Source organism: Gallaecimonas xiamenensis 3-C-1, assembly GCF_000299915.1.
Classification (GTDB): Bacteria; Pseudomonadota; Gammaproteobacteria; order Enterobacterales; family Gallaecimonadaceae; genus Gallaecimonas; species Gallaecimonas xiamenensis.
In genome coordinates, this window is the sequence record NZ_AMRI01000002.1 from 96,900 (window position 1) to 116,754 (window position 19,855).

A 19,855-nucleotide genomic window follows, 5' to 3' on the forward strand; every position below is an offset into this window, starting at 1 on the left:
GCCTAACTACAGAGGCCATCCTTGCAAAGCACGTTGCGGATGGTGTCCGCCACCTCGTTGGACAGCAGCGTCAACACCAGCTCGTCCAGGGCCAGGGCCTTGTCGGTGGGCAGCAGCTCGCTCTGTTCACCCAGTTCCACCAATTGGGCGTCCCGCAGAGTGGAAGTGAGGGAAGCGATGAGCTTCTTGTCGAAGAACTCCGGCGCCTGGATGCCAAAGAGTGCCGACAGCCTTTCTGCTACCGCCTGGGCACGGTTTTCCAGTTCGGCCCGGCCCAGGGGCTCGGGGCTTCGCAGCAAGGTCAGCACTATGGCGTAGCGCTGCAAGGACTCCTCGGCGACACCGGCCAACAGGCTTAGCTTGCGATAGCCTGGGCGCTGCACGCCGCAGGCCTGCCAGCGCCCGTTCTCTTCGGTGACCAAGCCCTGGTGGGCCAGGCTGGTCAGCACCGCCTGGACGTGGTCTGCCAGGCTTGCCTCGCTAAGACCCATGAACAGTTCGGCCTTGAGCAGCGGGTACAGGGCCTGGACCTGCTCGGCCAGCTGGCTCTGGCTGCGGGGCGCGGCCAGCAGCATTCGCGCTACCAGGGACGGCAGCATGTACAGGTGCAGAATGTTGTTGCGGTAGTAGGTCATGGCGATGGCCTGGGTTTCGTCCAGGCTCACCAGATCCCCCAGGCCGTCCTGGCTGACCAGGAACTTGTCGCTGTTGAGGGTCTGGGCCAACAGCGCTTTGCCGTTTTGCTCCGGTACCGTCATCTGGGCGGAGTAGGGCGCCTCCTTGGCCAGGATCAGCAGCAGGTCCAACTGGCTTTCCAGCACTTCCCGTGACAGGGCTCGGCGCTCGGCGCACAACAGTGACAGGGCGGTGAGGGTTACGCCGTTTAGGGCAGCGGCATCGTTGATGCGGGTCAGCACCTCGTCCCCCAGACGGTTGACCAGGGGGGTCAGCCAGCTGGGCTTGGCGTCGGGGTTGTCGGTGGACTGGCGCCAGTTGGGCACGGTTTCCGACAGGTACTGGCCCAGGGGAATGGGTTGGCCGAAGTTGACATAGCCCTGGCCGAAATCCTGGCGCAAGGCCTGGATGGAGGACTTGAAGGCCTGCCAGCCGGACTCCTTCTCCTTGGAATTGCCGCGCAGCTCCTTGAGGTAGGACCCCACTTCCATCACGTGTTCATAGCCGATGTAGACCGGCACCAAGGTGATGGGACGTTCGCTGGAGCGCAGCAGGCTTTGCACCGTCATGGCCAGCATGCCGGTCTTGGGAGGCAGCAGGCGGCCGGTGCGGGAACGGCCCCCTTCGGTGAAGTATTTCACCGAATAGCCTTTTTGGAAGAGGCTGTAGAGGTATTCCCTAAACACGGTGGAATAGAGCTTGTTGCCCTTGAAGCTACGGCGGATAAAGAAAGCCCCGCCCCGGCGGAACATGGGCCCGGCCGGGAAGAAGTTGAGGTTGACGCCGGCAGCGATGTGGGGCGGCACCATGCCTTGCTGGTAGATCACGTAGGACAGCAGCAGGTAGTCCATGTGGGAGCGGTGGCAGGGTACGTAGACGATCTCGTGGCCGTCATGGGCCAGTTGGCGCACCACTTCGGCGTTGGTGACCTGGATGCCGTTGTAGATACGGTTCCAGATCCAGGTCAGCAGCCGGTCGAGCATGCGCACGAAGCCCGGTGAGAACTTGGCGGCGATCTCGTCCAGGTACTGAGCGGCGCGCTTCTCGGCTTGGGCATAGGCTTCCTTGCGGGTCCTTGCCTCGTCTTCGATGGCGCTGCGCATGGGGTCGGTCTTGAGCAGGGCGGCCAGCATGCTTTCCCGGTCGGGCAGCCGTGGCCCTGTCATCACCAGGCGCTGACGGGAAAAATGCACCCGGGCCACCCGAGCCAGCTTGTGGGCCAGGCCGTCGTCGCTGGTGACCCTGTCGTCCAGCAGGTTACGCAGGGATACCGGGCGGGCAAAGCGGATAAAGTTGTCGCGGCCGTACAGGGCCACTACCACCATTTTGCGCAGCCAGGACGGGGAGTCGTAGTCCGACAGCATGGACCCCAGCAGGGACGGGTTCTCATGGCCCGGCTGGCGGCCCCAGAACAGGGATACCGGCAGCAGCTGGATATCCTGGTCCTTGTTGTCCCGCAGCACCGACAGCAGCCTGGTGATGTCGTCCCGGAAGTTACCGTGGCGACGGCGGCGGGTCAGCAAGGCCACGGGTTTGTCCAGGAACAGGCTGCGAGGCAGGCTCTGGCCGTTGAGGCGCAGAGGCTCTGTGGGGTCCGGTAGACCCAGGGCAAAGCAGGCCCGGCGCACCGCCAGCACGTCAGAGGCTGAGGCGGTCTTGAAGGCATAGACTATGGGCTTGGCCGGGTCTATCCGCAGCTCCTTGAGGGGATCTTGCGGGACCAGCTTGCTTTTAACGGTCAGTGAAACAGGCCATTTAAGGGCCTTGAGCAGAAAACTCGGCAGCACAGATGTGATTCCCGGTGGAAGTTAGCCGGCCGGCTAGGTTAACAGAAGTCTTTGTCAAAGTCTTTTCCTGCGCGTTAACCTTAGCGCAACTGTCCCAGGTGGATCTTTAGATGTCAGACACCGTCTACCGCCCCCACTTGTCGGCCCTGGAGCGGGTCGTGGCCCTGGGGGGCGGCCATGGCCTGGGCCGCATGCTGTCGGCCCTGAGTTTCCTCGGCCCCCGCCTTACCGGCATTGTCACCACCACCGACAACGGTGGCTCCACCGGCCGCTTGCGCAGCAGCCACAGCTGCATCGCCTGGGGGGATGTGCGCAACTGTATCAACCAGTTGGTCACCCAGCCCTCCACCGGCAGCCGCCTTTTCGAGTACCGCTTCGAAGGGGAGGGGGAGCTTAACGGCCACAACCTGGGCAACCTCATTCTGCTGGCCCTGGACGATCTGTGCGTGCGCCCCCTCGAAGCCATTAACCTGGTGCGCCAAGTGATGCGGGTAAAATGCGAGTTGCTGCCCATGACCGAGCAACCCGCCGACCTGTTGGCGGTGGCCGCCAATGGTGAAACCCACCTGGGGGAAGTGCACGTGGACGCCCTGGCAGCTATGCCCAGGGAGTTGACTCTCTCGCCCATGGTGCCGGCCACCCGTGAGGCCCTGGACGCCGTACGCGAAGCCGATCTGCTGGTACTGGGGCCGGGCAGTTTCCTCACCTCGGTGCTGCCACCCCTGTTGCTGCCGGACCTGGCCGATGCCTTTCGCCAAAGCCGGGCCCTGAAGGTGTGGGTAGAAAACCTCGGTACCGAGCAGAGCCCGGTGCGCACCCTCAGCGCCGGTGGGCGCCTGGCCTGGCTGCAGCAGCGCTTGGGGTTTAGGCCGGTAGACTGGGTACTGAGCCCGCCAGGCCTGGATTGGCAGGGGTTACCGCCGGGAGTTAGGCGCCTGGAGGTCAGCTTGGCGTCATCGCAGATCTTTTACCGCCATAACAGGGCCGCCCTGGCCAACGGCCTGGAAAAGATCCTGGCCAACTGTGGATAACTCTGGGGATTATTGTCCTGGTCCTGTGGGTGGTGACGGCTGTAGCCCAGGCGCCTTGCGATCTGCAAAGAACTGGATATACTGACAGTTACTGTAAATAAAACCAGTTGAGAGTGCCCATGCGTCCGCTTACCCCGCGCCAACAGCAAATCCTGGAGCTGATCCGTGACCGTATTTCGGCCAGCGGCATGCCGCCGACCCGGGCCGAGATCGCCCAGCAGCTGGGGTTCAAGTCGGCCAACGCCGCCGAAGAGCATCTCAAGGCCCTGGCCAAGAAAGGGGTAATAGAGATACTGGCGGGCACCTCCAGGGGCATCCGCCTGCTGGAAGACGAAAGCGCCAACGATGAAAGCGGCCTGCCCCTTATCGGCCAGGTGGCTGCCGGTGAACCCATTTTGGCTACCCAGCATATCGAGTCCCACTTCCAGCTGGATCCTGACTTTTTCCACCCCAGGGCCGATTTCTTGCTGCGGGTCAAAGGGGAAAGCATGAAGAAGATCGGCATCATGGACGGCGACCTGCTGGCCGTGCACAAGACCACCCAGGCCCGCAACGGCCAGGTGGTGGTAGCCCGGGTGGAGGACGAGGTGACGGTCAAACGACTGGAGCAGTCAGGGCACCAATTACGGCTGATCGCCGAAAACGACGACTTTGAGGATATTTTGGTGGATCTGCGGGAAACCCCGGTCACCATCGAGGGCTTGGCGGTAGGCGTTATTCGCAGCGGCAGCTTCTAAATTTCCTTTTCAAAAAACAACTTAGCCATAAGGCCGCGAGCTGGTCCGAGTTCGCGGCCTTTTGCTATTTATCTGTTCGAGTTACTGGACTAAGTGCCGGATATTGATTAAGTCTTAAGCAGAACAACAGAAAGTCGTGCCGGATAAGAATCGATTACAGGCACACCCTGCATCCAGAAAGCAAAGCCGTATTCTTGTGGTCGATGCGGGTTGGCGGGGGAGAGCTTTCATAGAGCTTGGCGGTACTGTGCAAGGCTCTTTTCCAGACGTTTGCGGTACGCAAATGGACGGAGGAGATGCACGTGAGCAGCAATCACCGTGTCGGCGGCTTGTTGGCGCTGGCCTGCGGCTGCCTGGCGTTGGGAGCCAGGGCCGACGGCTACAACATGACCGAAGGGGTTACCGAATTCAGCCAGCAGGTCTACGGCCTGCACATGACCATTTTCTATATCTGCTGTGCCATTGGCGTCCTGGTGTTTGGCGTCATGTTCTACAGCCTGATCCGCCATCGTAAGTCCAAAGGGGCCCAGGCTGCCGACTTCCACGAGTCCACCAAGGTGGAGATCCTCTGGACCCTGATCCCCTTCATCATCTTGATCGCCATGGCGGTGCCTGCCACCCAGGCCCTGGTCAGCGGTGACGATGACGGTGCCGGCAAGGCCGACCTGACAGTGCAGATCACCGGCTCCCAATGGAAATGGCATTACCAGTACCTGGGTACGGATGTGGGGTTTTATTCCCTGCTGGCTACCCCCAGGGATCAGATAGCCAACCGCCTGCAAAAGGGTGACAACTACCTGCTGGAGGTGGACAGGCCCCTGGTTCTGCCCACCGACCGCAATATCCGCTTCGTCATCACCTCAGAAGACGTGATCCACTCCTGGTGGCTGCCGGCCTTTGCCGTCAAGAAAGACGCCAACCCAGGCTTTATCAACCAGGTGCAGACCCGTATCAAGGAACCCGGTATCTACCGTGGCCAATGTGCCGAGCTGTGCGGCAAAGACCACGGCTTTATGCCCATAGTGGTGATTGCCAAGACCCCTGGGGATTTTGACCAGTGGCTGGCCGGCGAACAGGTTCGCATCGCCGAGAAGAAAGCCGAGGAAGACAAGCTGCTGGCCATGAACAGGTCCATGGACGAGCTAATGGCCCAGGGCGAGCAGCTCTACAACGGCCACTGTGCCATGTGCCACCAACCCAATGGGGCAGGGCTGCCGGGGGCCATTCCCGCCCTCAAGGGCAGCGCCATCGCACTGGGCGATCTCAACGGCCATCTAGATATCGTTATCAACGGCAAGAGCGGCACCGCCATGCAGGCCTTCGGCAAACAGCTCAGCCTGTCTGAGTTGGCCGCCATCATCACCTATGAACGCAATGCCTGGGGCAACGACACCGGCGACGCCGTCCAGGCCGCCGATCTCCATCACTTTATCCAGGGCACCGCTCAGTAGGAGGCACGCATGCAGGTCAGCAGAGAAATGGATGCTCAAGGGGGCGTAGGCGCCAGCGAGCATCATGACGAACATGCCCACCATGGCCCGGCCAAGGGGCTGATGCGCTGGGTAACCACCACCAACCACAAGGACATCGGCAGTCTCTACCTCTGGTTCAGTTTCATCATGTTCCTGATCGGCGGTTCCATGGCCATGGTGATCCGCGCCGAGCTGTTCCAGCCAGGGCTGCAACTGGTGGAGCCACAGTTTTTCAACCAGATGACCACGGTGCACGGCCTTATCATGGTGTTCGGTGCGGTAATGCCGGCCTTCGTGGGCCTTGCCAACTGGATGATCCCCATGATGATCGGCGCGCCGGACATGGCGCTGCCGCGCATGAACAACTGGAGCTTCTGGATCCTGCCTTTCGCCTTCACCATCTTGCTGTCCAGCCTCTTTATGGACGGCGGTGGCCCGGCTTTCGGCTGGACCTTCTATGCCCCTTTGTCCACCACCTATTCGTCTGATTCCACGGCGCTGTTTGTATTTTCGGTCCACATCATGGGGATCAGCTCCATCATGGGGGCCATCAACGTCATAGTGACCATCTTCAACCTCCGTGCCCCCGGCATGACCTGGATGAAGCTGCCGCTCTTTGTCTGGACCTGGCTTATCACCGCCTTCCTGCTGATCGCGGTGATGCCGGTGCTGGCGGGGGCCGTGACCATGGTGCTCACCGACAAATACTTCGGCACCGACTTTTTCAATGCCGCCGGTGGCGGCGATCCGGTGATGTTCCAGCACATCTTCTGGTTCTTCGGGCACCCCGAGGTGTACATCATGATCTTGCCGAGTTTCGGCATCATCAGCGCCATCCTGCCTACCTTCGCCCGCAAGAAGCTGTTCGGCTATTCGTCCATGGTCTATGCCACCGCCAGTATTGCCGGCTTGAGCTTCGTGGTCTGGGCCCACCATATGTTCACCACCGGCATGCCGCTGTTTGGCGAGCTGTTCTTCATGTACTGCACCATGCTGATCGCGGTGCCCACCGGGGTGAAGGTGTTCAACTGGGTGGCCACCCTCTGGAAGGGGTCCATCAGTTTCGAAGTGCCCATGCTGTTTGCCCTGGCCTTCGTGGTGTTGTTCACCATAGGGGGCTTTTCCGGGCTGATGCTGGCCATCCCCCCGGCGGACTTCCAATATCACGACACCTACTTTGTGGTGGCCCACTTCCACTATGTACTGGTGACGGGGGCCATCTTCTCGATCATGGCCGCCGCCTACTACTGGCTACCCAAGTGGACCGGGCACATGTTCGACGAAGGCCTGGCCAAGCTGCACTTCTGGTGCTCGCTGGTTTCGGTGAACGTGCTGTTCTTCCCCATGCACTTTCTGGGGCTGGCCGGTATGCCGAGACGGATCCCCGACTACGCCCTACAATTTGCCGACCTCAACAAGATAGTGTCCATCGGCGGCTTTGCCTTTGGCCTGAGCCAGCTCATCTTCCTGTGGGTGGTGATCAAGTGCATCAAGGGCGGTAAGCCGGCCAGTGACCATGTCTGGGAAGGCACCGAAGGGCTGGAGTGGACCCTGCCAAGCCCGGCTCCCTATCACAGCTTCACCACCCCACCGGAGATCAAGTGATGGCCGGCGACGCCAACAGCAGGTTGGTCAAGAAGCTGCTGTTGGGGGTGGCGCTGATGTTCGGCTTTGCCTTTGCCCTGGTGCCCCTCTATGACGTTTTTTGCCAGGTGACCGGCATCAACGGCAAAACCGGGGGCGCCGTGGCGGCCCCCAGCCTGGACATGGAAGACGACAGCCGGGTGATCACCGTCGAGTTTGTTGCCTACATCAGCGGTGACCTGCCTTGGGAGTTCAAGCCGGAAGTGACCCGGGTCGAGGTGCATCCCGGCGAGCGCAAGACGGTGCAGTTCTACGCCAAGAACCTGGCCAACCACGAAATCGTGGCCCAGGCCATCCCCTCGGTGGCGCCGGGGCTAGGGGCCAAATACTTTCACAAAATTGAATGTTTCTGCTTTAACCGCCAACCCCTGGCGGCCAAGCAGGACACCCAGATGGGGCTGCTGTTCTTCCTGGACCCTGAGCTGCCGCCTGAGATCCAGACCCTGACCCTCTCCTACACCCTCTACAACCTCAGTGCGAGGGAGAACTCATGAACCAACACGAGCATTACTATGTTCCCACCAGCTCCATCTGGCCCATAGTGGGCGCCCTGGGGCTCTTTATGATCGCCTTTGGTGCCGGCCACTACGTGCCGGAAGTTACCCAGGGCAAGGAAGGCTTCGGCGGCTGGCTGTTGTTGGCGGGGCTGACCACCATAGTGCTGATGTGTTTTGGCTGGTTCGGCACCGTTATCCATGAATCCATGAAAGGGCTCTACTCGGCGCAGATGGACAGGTCTTTCCGTCAGGGCATGAGCTGGTTCATCTTCTCGGAAGTGATGTTTTTCGGGGCCTTCTTCGGCGCCCTGTTCTATGCCCGCATCTTTGCCGTGCCCTGGCTGGGGGGCGAGTCCAACAACATCTTCACCCATGAACTGTTGTGGCCGGACTTCGCCGGCACTTGGCCTGTGGCCGCCACCCCCGGTGGTAAGGAAACCGAGATCATGCCCTGGCAGGGGCTGCCCCTGTACAACACCATCATACTGCTCAGCTCCTCGGTGACGGTGCACCTGGCGCACCTGAGCCTGGAAAAGGGTAAACGTGGTCCCCTTAAAGCCTGGCTGGGGTTGACCATCCTGCTGGGAGCCGCGTTCCTGTTCCTGCAGGCCGAAGAGTACATCCACGCCTACACCGAAATGGGCCTGACCCTGCACGCCGGCATCTACGGCAACACCTTTTTCATGCTGACCGGCTTCCACGGCATGCACGTCACCCTGGGCACCCTGATGCTGCTGGTGATGTGGCTGCGCATTCTCAAGGGGCATTTCAGCCCCCACAAGCATTTCGGCTTTATGGCGGCCAGCTGGTATTGGCACTTCGTGGACGTGGTCTGGCTCTGCCTGTTCGTGTTCGTCTACGTGCTCTAGTGCGGGGTGGAATGGGGCTGGATAACGCCGGTGGCGATAAGTACAACCACCAGCCCCAAGACCAGGATGGAGATCAGCAGGCGGCGGCCCAAAAAGCGGGTCATCTGGCCCTGCTCACCCTGGCGCAGCATGGCGAACAGGGCCCGAAACAGGCTAAGCACCACATACAAAAGCAGGGCAACGATAAGGATTTTGACAAGCATGGGGGTGCGGTGAAATTGGTTGTGCCATGGCTAATCACGCTAGGCCTGCTGGCACTATTGTGCAAGTTGGCGTTCTGGCAATGGCAGCGAGCCGAGGAAAAGACGGCTCGGCTGGCCGACCTGGCTGCCCGGCCGACCCTGAGCCTGGCACAAGCCCTGGCCAAGGGCGACCCCAACGACTGGCCGGTGCAGGTGGTGGGTGAATGGCTGCCTACCGCCGTACTTTGGGACAACCGCACCCTGGACGGCCAAGTGGGCTACGACCTGCTGCAAGGGCTGGCCACCGCCAAGGGGCCGTTGCTGGTCAACCGGGGCTGGCTGGCGGCGCCGGCCCGGCGCGACCAGTTGCCGCACTTACCCCTGGCCAGGGGTAAGGTTCGCCTAGATGGAGAATTAAGGGTACCCACCCCGACTCTGGCCCTGGCCGACAACGTCCCTGAAGCCCTTGGCCAAAGTTGGCGGGTCCAAGGCCTGGAACTGGCTCCTTTACGCCAGGTCACCGGGCTGGCTTTGCTGCCAGCCATACTCAATCCTCGCCAGGGCAGTGATGGCCTGGTGCCCCACTGGCCAGTCCTGGTCATGCCCCCTGAAAAACACCGCGCCTATGCCCTGCAGTGGGCCAGCCTGGCCCTGGCCCTGGTAGTGCTGTTCGGATTCTGGTTGCGCACCCAACGGAGGTCCCAATGAGTCGTCAACACCGGCTGCTGCTGGTCTTCCTGGCCCTTTTCATCCTGCCCATAGTGCTGGCCCAGGTGGCTTTTATGGCTGGCTGGCTCAAGGGCGGGGCCACCGTCAACAAAGGTGAGCTTATCAACCCGCCCCTGTCGGCCCAGGCCCTGTTCGAGGACGACCATCTCTGGCGCCTGGTCTATGTGATGCCGGCAAGCTGCCAGGCCGCCTGCCAGGAAAGCCTCTACATACTGGGCCAGACCCATCTGGCCTTGGGTAAGGAGATGGACAGGGTCCAACCCCTGGTGCTGGGCAAGGCCCCAACCCAGGTCACCGATTACCCCGGCCTTGCCTTCAAGGGGGGGGCGGCCACGGCGCCGCTGCAACCCGGCCAGCTCTATATCGCCGATCCCAGGGGCTTTGTGATGCTGCGCTACTTGCCGGTGCAGGACCGCCAGCAGAGCCTGCGGCTGGGCAAGGATATGCTCACCGACCTCAAGAAACTGCTCAAGCAGTCACAGATAGGATGAAGCGCCATGAAGATACTGACCTGGATCGCGGTATTGCTGGCCCTGGTGGTGATAGGGCTGGGAGCCTACACCCGCCTTACCGACGCCGGTCTGGGTTGCCCAGACTGGCCCGGTTGCTACGGCCATCTGACGGTGCCCTCCACCGATCATCACCTGGCCAAGGCCGAAGCCAGTTTCCCCGGGGTGCCGGTAGAGCCCCATAAGGCCTGGAACGAGATGATCCACCGTTATTTCGCCGGGATCTTGGGGCTCTGTATCTTCGCCCTGTTCTCCCTGGCCTGCTGGTACAGGGCCAGGGAAAGGGGGTTGGCCCTGGCCCTGCTGTCCCTGGTGGTGTTCCAGGCGTTGCTGGGGATGTGGACAGTGACCATGAGCCTGCGCCCGGCCATCGTAATGGGCCATCTGCTGGGGGGCTTTTGCACCCTGGCCCTGTTGTGGCTGATGGGGCTGCGCCTGTCGGGCTGGCGGGTGCCTGGGGGGGAGGTACGGCTCAGGCATTACCGCCATTTTGCCGGCCTGGTGCTGGTGGTGCTGGTGGTGCAGATCGCCCTGGGAGGTTGGACATCCAGCAACTACGCCGCCCTGGCTTGTACCCAGCTGCCCTTCTGTGAAGGCCAGTGGTGGACCAGGCTGCACCCGGAGGATGCCTTCAACCTGGTGTCACCCCCGGCGGAAAACTACCAGTACGGCGTGCTGGGTTACGAAGCACGCATGACCATACATGTGACCCACAGGCTGGGGGCCCTGGTGACGGCGCTGCTGGTCAGTGCCCTGGCGGTACTGCTGCTACGTCATGGCCTGTCGGGGCGCTTTCGGCAGCTGGGCTGGCTGCTCTTTGTCCTGGTGCTGGCCCAGGTGGGGCTGGGGGTGGCCAATGTGGTGCTGATGCTGCCCCTGCCGGTGGCCCTGGCCCATAACCTGGTGGCGGTGCTGCTGCTGTTGAGCCTGGTTACCGTCAACTACGGCCTGTGGCGAAAAGCATGAAGAGCCTTAGCCTTGCCCTGCGCGGGCCTGTCGCCTTCCGGGACTATCTGGAGCTGACCAAACCCAGGGTAGTGGCCCTGCTGCTGCTCACTGCTCTGGTGGGTATGGTGCTGGCCAGTCCGGGCTGGCCGCCCCTGGCGGTGGTGGTTCATGGTCTGGGGGGCATAGGATTGGTATCGGCTTCGGCGGCCGCCATCAACCACGTGCTGGACCGGCGTATCGACCTTAAGATGGCCCGCACCTACATGAGACCGGTGGCCAGGGGCAGGGTCAGTACCGCCGGTGCCCTGGCCTTTGCCGCTCTGCTGGGCAGCCTTGGCCTGGCGCAGTTGTTGCTGTGGGTCAACCTGTTGACGGCGCTGCTTACCCTGGCTGCCATGCTCGGCTACGCCGTGGTCTACACCCTGTTCTTGAAAAGGGCCACGCCCCAGAACATCGTTATCGGTGGCCTGGCCGGCGCCGCGCCGCCCTTGCTGGGTTGGACGGCGGTCACCGGCAGCCTGCACGGGGATGCCTGGTTGCTGGTGATGATCATCTTCACCTGGACCCCACCCCATTTCTGGGCCCTGGCCATAGCCCGCCGCGACGACTACGCCAAGGCCGGTATTCCCATGCTGCCGGTGACCCACGGTATTGCCTTCACCAAGACCTGCGTTTTGCTCTACAGCCTGCTGCTGCTGGCGGTGTCGGTGCTGCCCTTTCTTACCGGCCTTAGCGGCCTTTTGTATCTGTTCGGCGCCCTGGGGCTGTGCGGCTGGTTTATCTGGCATGCCGCTCGCCTGAAATTCGGCAAGGACCCAGGGCAGGCCATGACAACCTTCAAGGTCAGTATCTGGCAACTCATGTTATTGTTCATGGTGTTACTGATTGACCACGGAGTGGCTGGATGAAAGCCAAAGCGGTTTGGAGCCTGGTAGGGGCCCTGTTGTTATGTGCGGGATTGGGGCTGTTTTTCTGGTTCAAGACGCCGCCGGTATTGGATGCCCTCTGGTATAAGGACCCCAAACCCTTGAGTGCCTTCAGCCTCACCGACCAGGAGGGCCAGGCCTTTACCGAAGCCAACCTCAAGGGTAAATGGAGCCTGGTGTTCATGGGCTTTACCCATTGCCCCGACATCTGCCCCGCCACCTTAAGCCGGCTGTCCGCCATATACCCAGCCCTGTCCGACGCCGCCAAGGCGCCGGTTCAGGTGGTTTTTCTCAGCGCCGACCCTGAGCGCGACACCCAGGCCCGGCTCAAGGAATACATCGGTTTCTTCGGGCCCCAGTTTATCGCCGTGCGTGCCGACCAGGCCGAACTCTTCCCCTTGAGCCGGCAATTGGGGCTGATGTACCAGTACGACAAGCACGGGGATGTCAGCCATTCCTCGGCCATAGTACTGGTCAATCCCAAGGGCTTTATTGAGGCCATGTTCAAGCCAGAACCCGGCCACCTGCCGGTGGTGGACACCAAGAAGATGGCGGAAGAATTCGCCATTATCGCCGGCGCCTGGGGTTGATCAACCCAGGCGCTTTTCCAACCTTATCCCCAGCCGTTTGGCCAGCCGTTGCAGGTTGGCCCTGTCCATGCCCAACTGGCGGGCAGCCCCTGCCCAGCTGTGGTCCTGGGCGGCCAGGGCCTGGCTGATCAGCTGCCGTTGGTACTGGTCCACCGCCTGGCGTAGATCGGTGACAGGGCTGGCCTGCACCTGAGCCTGGGGCCTTGGCGTTGTTTGCGCCATCGCTGCCAAACCGCAGTGCTCAGGGGTCAGGGTAACAAATCCCTGGCGCCCCTGTTCCCGCACCGCTTTTAACGCCGCCCGGCTGATGCAATGTTCCAGCTCCCGCACATTGCCGGGCCAATCGTATCCTTGCAGCAGGGTCTGGGTGGCGGTAGCCAGCTTCAGCTGCGCCAAGCCCAGTTTGCGGCGGGTGTTTTCCAGGAAAAAGCCGGCCAACAGCAGCACGTCGCTGCCCCTCTCCCGCAGGGGCGGCACCCTGATGGGATAGACGCTCAGGCGATGGTAGAGATCGGCGCGAAAGCGCCCGGCTGCCACTTCCTGCTTGAGATCGCGGTTGGTGGCAGCAATGACCCTGACTTGCACCTGGCGCACCTGGTCTTGGCCCACCGGCTGGATCTCGCCGCTCTGCAGGGCCCTTAGCAGCTTGCTTTGGGTGGCAGGAGACAGCTCACCTACCTCGTCCAGAAACAGGGTGCCGCCGTCGGCCAGCAAGAATTTCCCCGGCCTGGCGCTGTCGGCGCCGGTAAAGGCGCCCTTGGTATGGCCGAACAGCTCGCTTTCAATCAGTTGTTCTGGCAGGGCCGCGCAGTTCAAATGCACCAGCGGTGCCTGGCGGCGCAGGGACTGGGCGTGCAGGGTGCGGGCCACCAGTTCCTTGCCCACCCCCGTCTCTCCCTGCACCAGCACCGTAAAATCCGACGGCGCCACCAGGGCCAACTCCTGCTTGAGGCGCACCATGGGCTCGCTGTCCCCCAGCAGGCTGCTGCCGTCCCGGCCCAGGGCTTCGCTGGCCAGCTCCTGCATCACCTGCTCGTTGTGCTGGGCCTGCTGCTCCAGGTGCTCAAGCTGCATGGCGGCCTTGAGGGTGGCGGCGGCCAGGGCCGAGACCACCGCCAGGGTTCGCTCGCTGATGCTGTCAAAGATCCCCGGCACCAGGCTGTCGAAGGTCAGGAATCCCAGCAGTTGCTGGTCGCTGTATAGGGGCAGCCCCATACAGGCGTGGATAGGCAGGTCACTGTCGTCAGCCAGCAATAAGCCGTCGTAGGGGTCCGGCAGGGTGCTGTCGGCGGGAAAACGCACCGGCTGGCCGGCGTCGGCCAGGGCCTGGAAGCGGGGATGTTCGGCCAGGGCAAAACGCCGTCCCTTGGTATCGGGGCTCAGGCCTTGGATAGCCAGGGGGACTGCCAGGGGCGGGCGGTAGGCCAACAACGCCACGGCGTCACAGGGAATGGCTTTTCTCAGGGCGGTCAGCAGCCGGTCGAAGCGGTCGTCGTTGGCCAGGCTTGAGGCCAGGTCCAGGGCGATGCCAAGCAGCAGGCTTTGATTGATTTCGTTCATGGAGTCAATATGACACTAAGCGAGTTATATTACCCGGTTGTAGGGTGTGTCATTATGACTCTTTCAGCAAGGTTGTTTTTATATGGCACTGATAAATAAGTGAAAAATAATTGGCACAAGCCTTGATAAGTCGTACTCAGTATTATCCCAAGGAGTAAATCATGCTGAGTGCCGAAACCATCTCCCTCGTCAAAGCCACTCTGCCGGTACTGGCCAATGCCGGCACCGCCGTCACCGAGCATTTCTACCAGCGCATGTTCGCCCACAATCCCGAGCTCAAGGACATCTTCAACCTCAGCCACCAAAAATCGGGGCGCCAGCCGGCGGCCCTGTTTGCGGCCGTCGCCACCTACGCCCAGCATATCGAGACCCCTGAAATGCTGGCCGCCGCCGTGGAACGTATCGCCCAGAAACACACCAGCTTCCTGGTCAGGCCCGAGCATTACGCCATCGTCGGCGAGCATCTGCTGGCCACCCTGCAGGAACTGGCCCCTGACACCTTCGACGCCGCCACCTCCGCCGCCTGGGCCCAGGCCTATCAGTTCCTGGCCGGGATCTTCATCGACCGGGAAGGCACCCTTTACGCCTTGCATGAAAGGGAACAGGGGGGCTGGGCCGGGGAGAGGGCTTTTCGTCTTGCCCGCAAGGAGCCGGAGTCCGAGAAGGTCACCAGCTTCTACTTCGAGCCGCTGGACGGTGGTCCCGTCATGGACTTCCTGCCGGGCCAGTACATAGGTATCAAGGTCAAGCCCAGCCAGGGGGACTACCAGGAAATCCGCCAATACAGCCTGTCTGCCGCCCCCAACGGCAAGGACTATCGCATCAGCGTAAAGCGGGAAGACCAGGGGCTGGTGTCCCGCTACCTCCACGATGAGCTGGCGCCAGGAGCCCAGGTGGCCCTGATCCCCCCGGCCGGGGACTTCTTCCTGGATACCCAAAGCCAGTGGCCTGTGGTGCTGGTCTCCGGCGGTGTTGGCCTGACCCCCATGATGAGCATGCTTGAAAGCCTCTGTGCCCAGCAGCCCGGACGGCCAGTGCAGTTCCTGCATGCCTGTGAGACCGCCGCCCAGCATAGCTTCAAAGGCCGCCAGGAAGAGCTGGCCGAGAACCCGTGGCTAACCCTGCATAGCTGGTACAACGACCAGCAGGGGTTGATGGATTTGGCGCCCCTTCGCAGCCAGCTGCCCCTGGGGGATGGCCACTTCTACCTGTGTGGCCCCATTCCCTTTATGGCGGCGATCAAAGGCCAGTTGCTGGGCCTGGGAGTAGCCGAAGGGCGCATCCACTACGAGGCCTTCGGCCCCCATGCCGACCTTTAAGCCCTGGCAATAAAAAACGCGCCTGATGGCGCGTTTTTTTATGGGTGTTTAAAGCCTTATTGTTTGGCCCACAGGGCGGCGGCTTCCTTGCTGCGGCGGTCCAGGCGCTTGAGGTAAGGCACCAGCACTATGGCCACCAAGGCGCCGGCCAGGGCGACCCAGCCCAGCTTCATAAAGAGGCCGGTATAAAGGGGCAGGGTCTGCAGTGGGCTGGTGATGTTTTCCGGCACGCTGGCGAAGTTGGCCACCACGCTGCCCAGGTACTGGGACAGGCCAGTGGCCAACAGCCAGGCACCCATCATCAGGCCGCGCAGGCCAGGGGCCACGTAACGGGCCACCATGCCCAGACCCAGGCCGGAGATCAGCAGTTCACCCACTGACTGGAACATGTAACCCCACAGCATCCATTGGGGCGACACCAGGCCAAGGGCATTGGCGAAATTGCCGGACACGGCGTAGAGGAAGAAGCCGATGGCCAGCAGCACGAAGCCCCAGGCGTATTTGCCAGCCAGGGACGGGTCTTTGTCCTTCTTGCCCAAAGAGGCGTACAGCCAGGCCAGTACCGGGCTCATCACCGCTATCCAGAAGGGATTGAGCACTTGGAACTGCTCGGGGGGGATGCTGTAGCCCAAAAATTGCAGCTCCACGTTGTTCTTGGCGAACAGGGTCAGGGAGGTGGACATCTGCTGGTAGAAGATGAAAAAGAGGATGGTCTGCAGGGTCAGGATCACCATAGCGATAAGGCCGGCCCGCTCGGCGCTGGTGGCACGGACCACCAGCACCAGGAAAAACAGCGCCAGGCCGACGCTGGCCAGGTTCACCACCCATTCGGCCACCTGGGTGCTTTGCACCACCAGGCCGATCAGCACCGCCACCACCAGGGAGCCGCCCAGCACGCCCAGCAGCTTGCGCTTGTCCATGGGTTTGAAGTCGGGCGCCGAGCCCACGTGGGCCAGGTAACGGCTCTGCACCTTGAACTGGGCCACGCCGAACACCAGGCCCAGGGCGCAGATCAGGAAGGCCCAGTGCCAGCCGTAGTGCACCCGGATGATGGGGGTCATGCACTGGGACAGGAAGGCGCCGATATTGATGGACATGTAATAGAGGGTGAAGGCGCCGTCCAGCTTGGACTCGTCCCCTTCGTAGAGCTTGGCCACCAGGTTGTTGGGATTGGCCTTGAACAGGCCGTTACCCACGGCGATCACCCCCATGGAGAAGAACACCAGGCTATGGCCGCTTTCCCCCATGAACTGGTCCCAGGGCACCGCCAGCAGGCCGTAGCCCAAGGCCAGCACCACGCCACCGAGCATGGTGGTGCGTCTGGCGCCCAGCACCTTGTCGCCGATCCAGCCACCGGCAACGGGGGTGATGTAGATCATGGCGGCAAAGGCGCCCCAGGTGAGGTTGGCGCGATCGTCGTTGAAGCCCAGGTACTCGATGGCAAACAACACCATCAGTATCTGCATGCCGTAGAAGCCGAAGCGCTCCCACATCTCGATCATGAAGAGGGCCACGAAAGCGCGGCGGCTTTGGGATTCCTCAGCTTTAACAGCGTCAAGGGAAGCGGAGGTGCTCATAGGAAAGTCGTTTAATTAAGGGATAAGTTGATTGTTATACCGATAAAAAACGTAGCTTTCTACGAGGCAAAGTGTTGCAAAAGTTTGCCTATGTCCCTGTTTGTGTGAGTTTTTTGTTTGTTTTTTGCGCGCAAGGCCCCAAAGCCCCTGAATTGGCGGCTTTTTTCAGGACAAGGGCACTTGATAGAGTTCCAGGGGCAGGCCGTCGGGGTCGGCAAAAAATGTGAACTGGCGCCCCGTGTAGGGGTCGGTGCGCACCGGTTCGCACTGCACCCCCTTGGTTGCCAGCCAGGCGACGGCTTCGGCTACATCGTCCACGCTAAATGCCAGGTGGCGCAGGCCCTGGGCCTCGGGGTAACTGGGACGGGGCGGGGCATCGGGGAAGCTGAACAGCTCCAACTGGCTGCCGTCGGGCAGGGCCAGGTCCAGTTTCCAGGAGTCCCGCTCGGCCCGGTAGTGCTCGGCCAGCACCTTGAGCCCCAATACCTGGGTGTAAAAGGCCTTGGAGGCGGCATAGTCGCTGCAGATAAGGGCGGCGTGGTGGATGGCGTTCAGCATGGCCAGGCTCATAAGACAAGGGCCGCCCAGCATACCCAATGCCGTGCGGCCCTTGAAGGGGGGGCGCCTTAGAAGCGGTAGTCGGCCTTGACCCAGGCGGTGCGGCCTGGTTCGTTGACCTTGTCGGCCTGCTCGAAGCCGGCTACGGCGGCGCCGGCGCGGGACAGGTGTTCGGCATAGCGCTTGTCCAACAGGTTGTCGACCCCGAAGCTCAGCTGCCAATGAGGGTCGGGCTGCCAGCTGCCGTTGAGGGACAGGGTGCCGAAGCCGGCGGTAGGGCCGGTGTCCAGGCCGATGACGTTCCCTTGGCCCACCGCCACCCGGCTTTGGTCGACCACCAGGCGCCACAGGGCCCCCAGGTTCCAATCCCCCAGGCGGTATTGGCCGGACAGACGCAGCTCCAAGGGCGGCTGCTGGGCCAGGGCCCTGTCGTCTGTCTTGTTGCGGCCCCGGCTGTAGGCCAGGCTGGACTCGACCTTGAAGGCTGGGGTCAGTTGATAGCCCAGGGTGGCTTCGCCGCCGTAGCTGTCGGCGTCGATGTTGCGCACCAGATCGGCGCCCATGGCCTGGCGTTCGATGAGGATAAAGTCGTCCACCCGGCTGAAGAAGAGCGACAGGCTCAGGTTCAGGTCACCCTGGCGCAGGATCCAGCCGCCGTCCAACTGGGTGTTCTTTTCCGCCTGGGTATGGAAGGCCGAAGCCGAGTCGCTGCTGGCGCGGCTGTTACCGATGATCTCCCAATAGTCGGGAAAGCGCTCGGCGTGACCCAGGCCCAGGTACCAGGTGCCAATACTGCTGCCTTGCTCCAGCCGCACAAAGCCGCTGGGCAGGTTGTCGTGGCGGGTCTGGCCATAGGTGGGGTTGGCCAGGCTCACCATCATGCTTGGGCTCAGGGTTTGGCGCTGGTCCTTGGCTTGCCAGCGGTCCAGGCGGGCTCCCCAATGCAGTTTGCTGGCCTGGGCCAGGTCATAGCTGAATTCGGCAAACAGGCCCCATTGTTCAAAGCGGCCGTCGGCCATCCGGTCCTTGTCCTGGTAGGGCATCATCGGCTGGTTCATGGAGGAGCGGGTGCGGTGCTGGGCGCTGCGTGCATCCAGACCGGCCTTGGCGGTCAGCCCTTTGCCCAGGGCCAGGTCGGCCTGGAGCCGGCCGCCACGGGTGCGGTTGTCCGGGTTGGCGACGCTGGGGTTGGGCATCATCATGCTGGGGGTGAAGCTGCGCTGGCTGTAGTTGTCCATCACATGATCGACATAGTTGTAATAGAGCTGGCCGTCCAGGCGGGTCAGCCAACTGCTGAGGTTGTCCTGGCGCAGCCGCAGCCCCAGGTTGGTGCGGTCATACTTGGCGCCGTCCATCATGCGGTCGGCGTAGGCGGCCTCACCGTCACTGCGCCCCGCCGACAGCATCAGCAGGCTGTCGTCGCTGGGGGTCCAGCCCAGCTGCAGGTCGGTGCTCCAGCGGTCGTAATGGCTGTTGACCCTGTTGCCGTCTCCATCCTTGAAGTTGTCACTGCGGGTCTTGATGGCGGCCAGGCGGGCGAAGCCGTCCTGGTTGCCGGCGGTGAGATCCATGGCCCCTTCCCGGCGGCCGTATTGGGCGGCGGTGGCGCTGACATTGCCTTCCAGGCTTGGGCCTGTGAGGCGTTCGTCCTTGCGCTCGAAGATCACGGTGGCGGCGGCCGGCCCATAGAGCACGCTCTGCGGCCCCTTGATCACCTTGATGCTGTCAAAACTTTGGGGAGACAGGTAGGCGGTAGGGGGGTCCATGCGATTGGGGCAACCTCCCAGCAGGGTCTGGCCGTCGGTGAGGATATTGAGGCGCGAGGCTCCCATGCCCCGGAACAGGGGGTCGCTGCTGGCGCCGCCTTTGCGGGTCAGGTTGAAGCCGGGAATGGTCTTGAGGTAATCGGCCCCGTCCTGAGCGGGCAGGGGTTGGCGTGGCTGCTTGGGGTCGGTGACCACCACCCCGGGTTCGTTCATGGCTTCGCTGGTGACGATGATGTGTTCCACGTCGTCGGCCAGGGTAGGGGCGGCCAGCAGCAGGCCGAGCAGGGCTTTGGATGTCATGGATTGAGGGCCGAAAAAGGATAGATGCCGCGCATTGTCCGCAAAGGTGACGGTCACCACCATGCGACATATTGTCGCACCCCTGGCAAGCTGGCACCGCCGCCTTGGCATTATGCCGTGGTTAGATCCAATGGGCTGGGGCACCCTTGCAGCATAGAGCCGGCATCTGCGCCTTTTAT

The 19,855-nt window shown here is 62.2% G+C and carries 18 protein-coding genes; 12 read left to right on the forward strand and 6 right to left on the reverse strand.

Annotated elements, in window-relative coordinates; genetic code table 11:
• Nucleotides 1-2: 2 nt before the first annotated feature.
• Complete coding sequence (plsB, locus tag B3C1_RS01740) at nucleotides 3-2,462, reverse strand: glycerol-3-phosphate 1-O-acyltransferase PlsB (RefSeq protein WP_008482483.1); 2,460 nt, start codon at nucleotides 2,460-2,462, stop codon at nucleotides 3-5.
• A gap of 110 nt (nucleotides 2,463-2,572) precedes the next feature.
• Between plsB and yvcK the strand changes: the two genes are divergently transcribed.
• The 6 genes from yvcK (at nucleotide 2,573) to B3C1_RS01770 (ending at nucleotide 8,712) form a co-directional block, all read left to right on the forward strand.
• Complete coding sequence (gene yvcK / locus B3C1_RS01745; RefSeq protein WP_008482485.1) at nucleotides 2,573-3,493, forward strand: uridine diphosphate-N-acetylglucosamine-binding protein YvcK; 921 nt, start codon at nucleotides 2,573-2,575, stop codon at nucleotides 3,491-3,493.
• 119 nt (nucleotides 3,494-3,612) lie between these two features.
• The gene (gene lexA, locus B3C1_RS01750; protein ID WP_008482487.1) at nucleotides 3,613-4,230 is read left to right on the forward strand and encodes a transcriptional repressor LexA; all 618 of its coding nucleotides are present in this window, start codon (nucleotides 3,613-3,615) and stop codon (nucleotides 4,228-4,230) included.
• A gap of 296 nt (nucleotides 4,231-4,526) precedes the next feature.
• Nucleotides 4,527-5,681 carry a cytochrome c oxidase subunit II gene (coxB, locus tag B3C1_RS01755; protein ID WP_008482488.1) on the forward strand — a complete coding sequence of 385 codons (1,155 nt, stop codon included), beginning with the start codon at nucleotides 4,527-4,529 and terminating at the stop codon, nucleotides 5,679-5,681.
• A 9-nt stretch (nucleotides 5,682-5,690) separates the two neighbouring features.
• Nucleotides 5,691-7,307, forward strand: a complete 1,617-nt coding sequence (ctaD, locus tag B3C1_RS01760) for a cytochrome c oxidase subunit I (protein WP_008482489.1) — start codon at nucleotides 5,691-5,693, stop codon at nucleotides 7,305-7,307.
• The gene (locus B3C1_RS01765) at nucleotides 7,307-7,840 is read left to right on the forward strand and encodes a cytochrome c oxidase assembly protein (protein WP_008482490.1); all 534 of its coding nucleotides are present in this window, start codon (nucleotides 7,307-7,309) and stop codon (nucleotides 7,838-7,840) included. The genes ctaD and B3C1_RS01765 overlap by 1 nt, the downstream gene beginning before the upstream one ends.
• The gene (locus B3C1_RS01770; protein ID WP_008482491.1) at nucleotides 7,837-8,712 is read left to right on the forward strand and encodes a cytochrome c oxidase subunit 3; all 876 of its coding nucleotides are present in this window, start codon (nucleotides 7,837-7,839) and stop codon (nucleotides 8,710-8,712) included. The genes B3C1_RS01765 and B3C1_RS01770 overlap by 4 nt, the downstream gene beginning before the upstream one ends.
• On the opposite strand, the gene B3C1_RS20420 is transcribed toward B3C1_RS01770, so the two are convergent.
• A complete protein-coding gene (locus tag B3C1_RS20420; protein ID WP_008482492.1) occupies nucleotides 8,709-8,915 on the reverse strand; it encodes a DUF2909 domain-containing protein in 207 nt (68 codons plus the stop codon). The two genes, B3C1_RS01770 and B3C1_RS20420, sit on opposite strands and share 4 nt — an antisense overlap.
• A 21-nt stretch (nucleotides 8,916-8,936) precedes the next feature.
• Here B3C1_RS20420 and B3C1_RS01780 point away from each other — a divergent pair, with 21 nt between their 5' ends.
• The 5 genes from B3C1_RS01780 to B3C1_RS01800 are packed head-to-tail and all read left to right on the forward strand — an operon-like array spanning nucleotide 8,937 to nucleotide 12,596.
• Nucleotides 8,937-9,602, forward strand: coding sequence for an SURF1 family protein (locus B3C1_RS01780; protein WP_192813334.1), 666 nt, complete (start codon nucleotides 8,937-8,939; stop codon nucleotides 9,600-9,602).
• Nucleotides 9,599-10,114, forward strand: a complete 516-nt coding sequence (locus B3C1_RS01785; RefSeq protein ID WP_008482495.1) for a hypothetical protein — start codon at nucleotides 9,599-9,601, stop codon at nucleotides 10,112-10,114. The genes B3C1_RS01780 and B3C1_RS01785 overlap by 4 nt, the downstream gene beginning before the upstream one ends.
• Before the next feature lie 6 nt (nucleotides 10,115-10,120).
• Complete coding sequence (locus B3C1_RS01790; RefSeq protein ID WP_008482496.1) at nucleotides 10,121-11,098, forward strand: COX15/CtaA family protein; 978 nt, start codon at nucleotides 10,121-10,123, stop codon at nucleotides 11,096-11,098.
• Nucleotides 11,095-11,988, forward strand: a complete 894-nt coding sequence (cyoE, locus tag B3C1_RS01795) for a heme o synthase (RefSeq protein ID WP_008482497.1) — start codon at nucleotides 11,095-11,097, stop codon at nucleotides 11,986-11,988. The genes B3C1_RS01790 and cyoE overlap by 4 nt, the downstream gene beginning before the upstream one ends.
• On the forward strand, nucleotides 11,985-12,596 hold the full coding sequence (locus B3C1_RS01800; RefSeq protein WP_008482498.1) for an SCO family protein: 612 nt from the start codon (nucleotides 11,985-11,987) through the stop codon (nucleotides 12,594-12,596). The genes cyoE and B3C1_RS01800 overlap by 4 nt, the downstream gene beginning before the upstream one ends.
• On the opposite strand, the gene norR is transcribed toward B3C1_RS01800, so the two are convergent.
• A complete protein-coding gene (gene norR, locus B3C1_RS01805; RefSeq protein ID WP_008482499.1) occupies nucleotides 12,597-14,156 on the reverse strand; it encodes a nitric oxide reductase transcriptional regulator NorR in 1,560 nt (519 codons plus the stop codon).
• Nucleotides 14,157-14,317: 161 nt separating this feature from the next.
• On the opposite strand from norR, the gene hmpA reads away from it, so the two are divergent.
• Nucleotides 14,318-15,475: an NO-inducible flavohemoprotein gene (gene hmpA / locus B3C1_RS01810; RefSeq protein WP_008482500.1), complete on the forward strand. Its 1,158-nt coding sequence runs from the start codon at nucleotides 14,318-14,320 to the stop codon at nucleotides 15,473-15,475.
• A gap of 56 nt (nucleotides 15,476-15,531) precedes the next feature.
• Here hmpA and B3C1_RS01815 read toward each other — a convergent pair whose 3' ends face one another.
• The 3 genes from B3C1_RS01815 to B3C1_RS01825 form a co-directional block, all read right to left on the reverse strand.
• Entirely contained in the window at nucleotides 15,532-17,052 is a 1,521-nt protein-coding gene (locus tag B3C1_RS01815) for a peptide MFS transporter (protein ID WP_008482501.1), read from the reverse strand.
• Nucleotides 17,053-17,217: 165 nt separating this feature from the next.
• On the reverse strand, nucleotides 17,218-17,610 hold the full coding sequence (gene gloA2 / locus B3C1_RS01820) for an SMU1112c/YaeR family gloxylase I-like metalloprotein (RefSeq protein WP_008482502.1): 393 nt from the start codon (nucleotides 17,608-17,610) through the stop codon (nucleotides 17,218-17,220).
• A 68-nt stretch (nucleotides 17,611-17,678) separates the two neighbouring features.
• Entirely contained in the window at nucleotides 17,679-19,676 is a 1,998-nt protein-coding gene (locus B3C1_RS01825; RefSeq protein WP_035480855.1) for a TonB-dependent copper receptor, read from the reverse strand.
• Between the last annotated feature and the right edge of the window lie 179 nt (nucleotides 19,677-19,855).

What these genes read in the sequence shown, in the direction of transcription:
- yvcK (WP_008482485.1), top strand. Translation starts at nt 2,573, where the DNA reads ATGTCAGACACCGTCTACCGCCCCCACTTGTCGGCCCTGGAGCGGGTC.
- lexA (WP_008482487.1), top strand. Translation starts at nt 3,613, where the DNA reads ATGCGTCCGCTTACCCCGCGCCAACAGCAAATCCTGGAGCTGATCCGT.
- coxB (WP_008482488.1), top strand. Translation starts at nt 4,527, where the DNA reads ATGCACGTGAGCAGCAATCACCGTGTCGGCGGCTTGTTGGCGCTGGCC.
- ctaD (WP_008482489.1), top strand. Translation starts at nt 5,691, where the DNA reads ATGCAGGTCAGCAGAGAAATGGATGCTCAAGGGGGCGTAGGCGCCAGC.
- B3C1_RS01765 (WP_008482490.1), top strand. Translation starts at nt 7,307, where the DNA reads ATGGCCGGCGACGCCAACAGCAGGTTGGTCAAGAAGCTGCTGTTGGGG.
- B3C1_RS01770 (WP_008482491.1), top strand. Translation starts at nt 7,837, where the DNA reads ATGAACCAACACGAGCATTACTATGTTCCCACCAGCTCCATCTGGCCC.
- B3C1_RS20420 (WP_008482492.1), bottom strand. Translation starts at nt 8,915, where the DNA reads ATGCTTGTCAAAATCCTTATCGTTGCCCTGCTTTTGTATGTGGTGCTT.
- B3C1_RS01785 (WP_008482495.1), top strand. Translation starts at nt 9,599, where the DNA reads ATGAGTCGTCAACACCGGCTGCTGCTGGTCTTCCTGGCCCTTTTCATC.
- B3C1_RS01790 (WP_008482496.1), top strand. Translation starts at nt 10,121, where the DNA reads ATGAAGATACTGACCTGGATCGCGGTATTGCTGGCCCTGGTGGTGATA.
- cyoE (WP_008482497.1), top strand. Translation starts at nt 11,095, where the DNA reads ATGAAGAGCCTTAGCCTTGCCCTGCGCGGGCCTGTCGCCTTCCGGGAC.
- B3C1_RS01800 (WP_008482498.1), top strand. Translation starts at nt 11,985, where the DNA reads ATGAAAGCCAAAGCGGTTTGGAGCCTGGTAGGGGCCCTGTTGTTATGT.
- norR (WP_008482499.1), bottom strand. Translation starts at nt 14,156, where the DNA reads ATGAACGAAATCAATCAAAGCCTGCTGCTTGGCATCGCCCTGGACCTG.
- hmpA (WP_008482500.1), top strand. Translation starts at nt 14,318, where the DNA reads ATGCTGAGTGCCGAAACCATCTCCCTCGTCAAAGCCACTCTGCCGGTA.
- B3C1_RS01815 (WP_008482501.1), bottom strand. Translation starts at nt 17,052, where the DNA reads ATGAGCACCTCCGCTTCCCTTGACGCTGTTAAAGCTGAGGAATCCCAA.
- gloA2 (WP_008482502.1), bottom strand. Translation starts at nt 17,610, where the DNA reads ATGCTGAACGCCATCCACCACGCCGCCCTTATCTGCAGCGACTATGCC.
- B3C1_RS01825 (WP_035480855.1), bottom strand. Translation starts at nt 19,676, where the DNA reads ATGACATCCAAAGCCCTGCTCGGCCTGCTGCTGGCCGCCCCTACCCTG.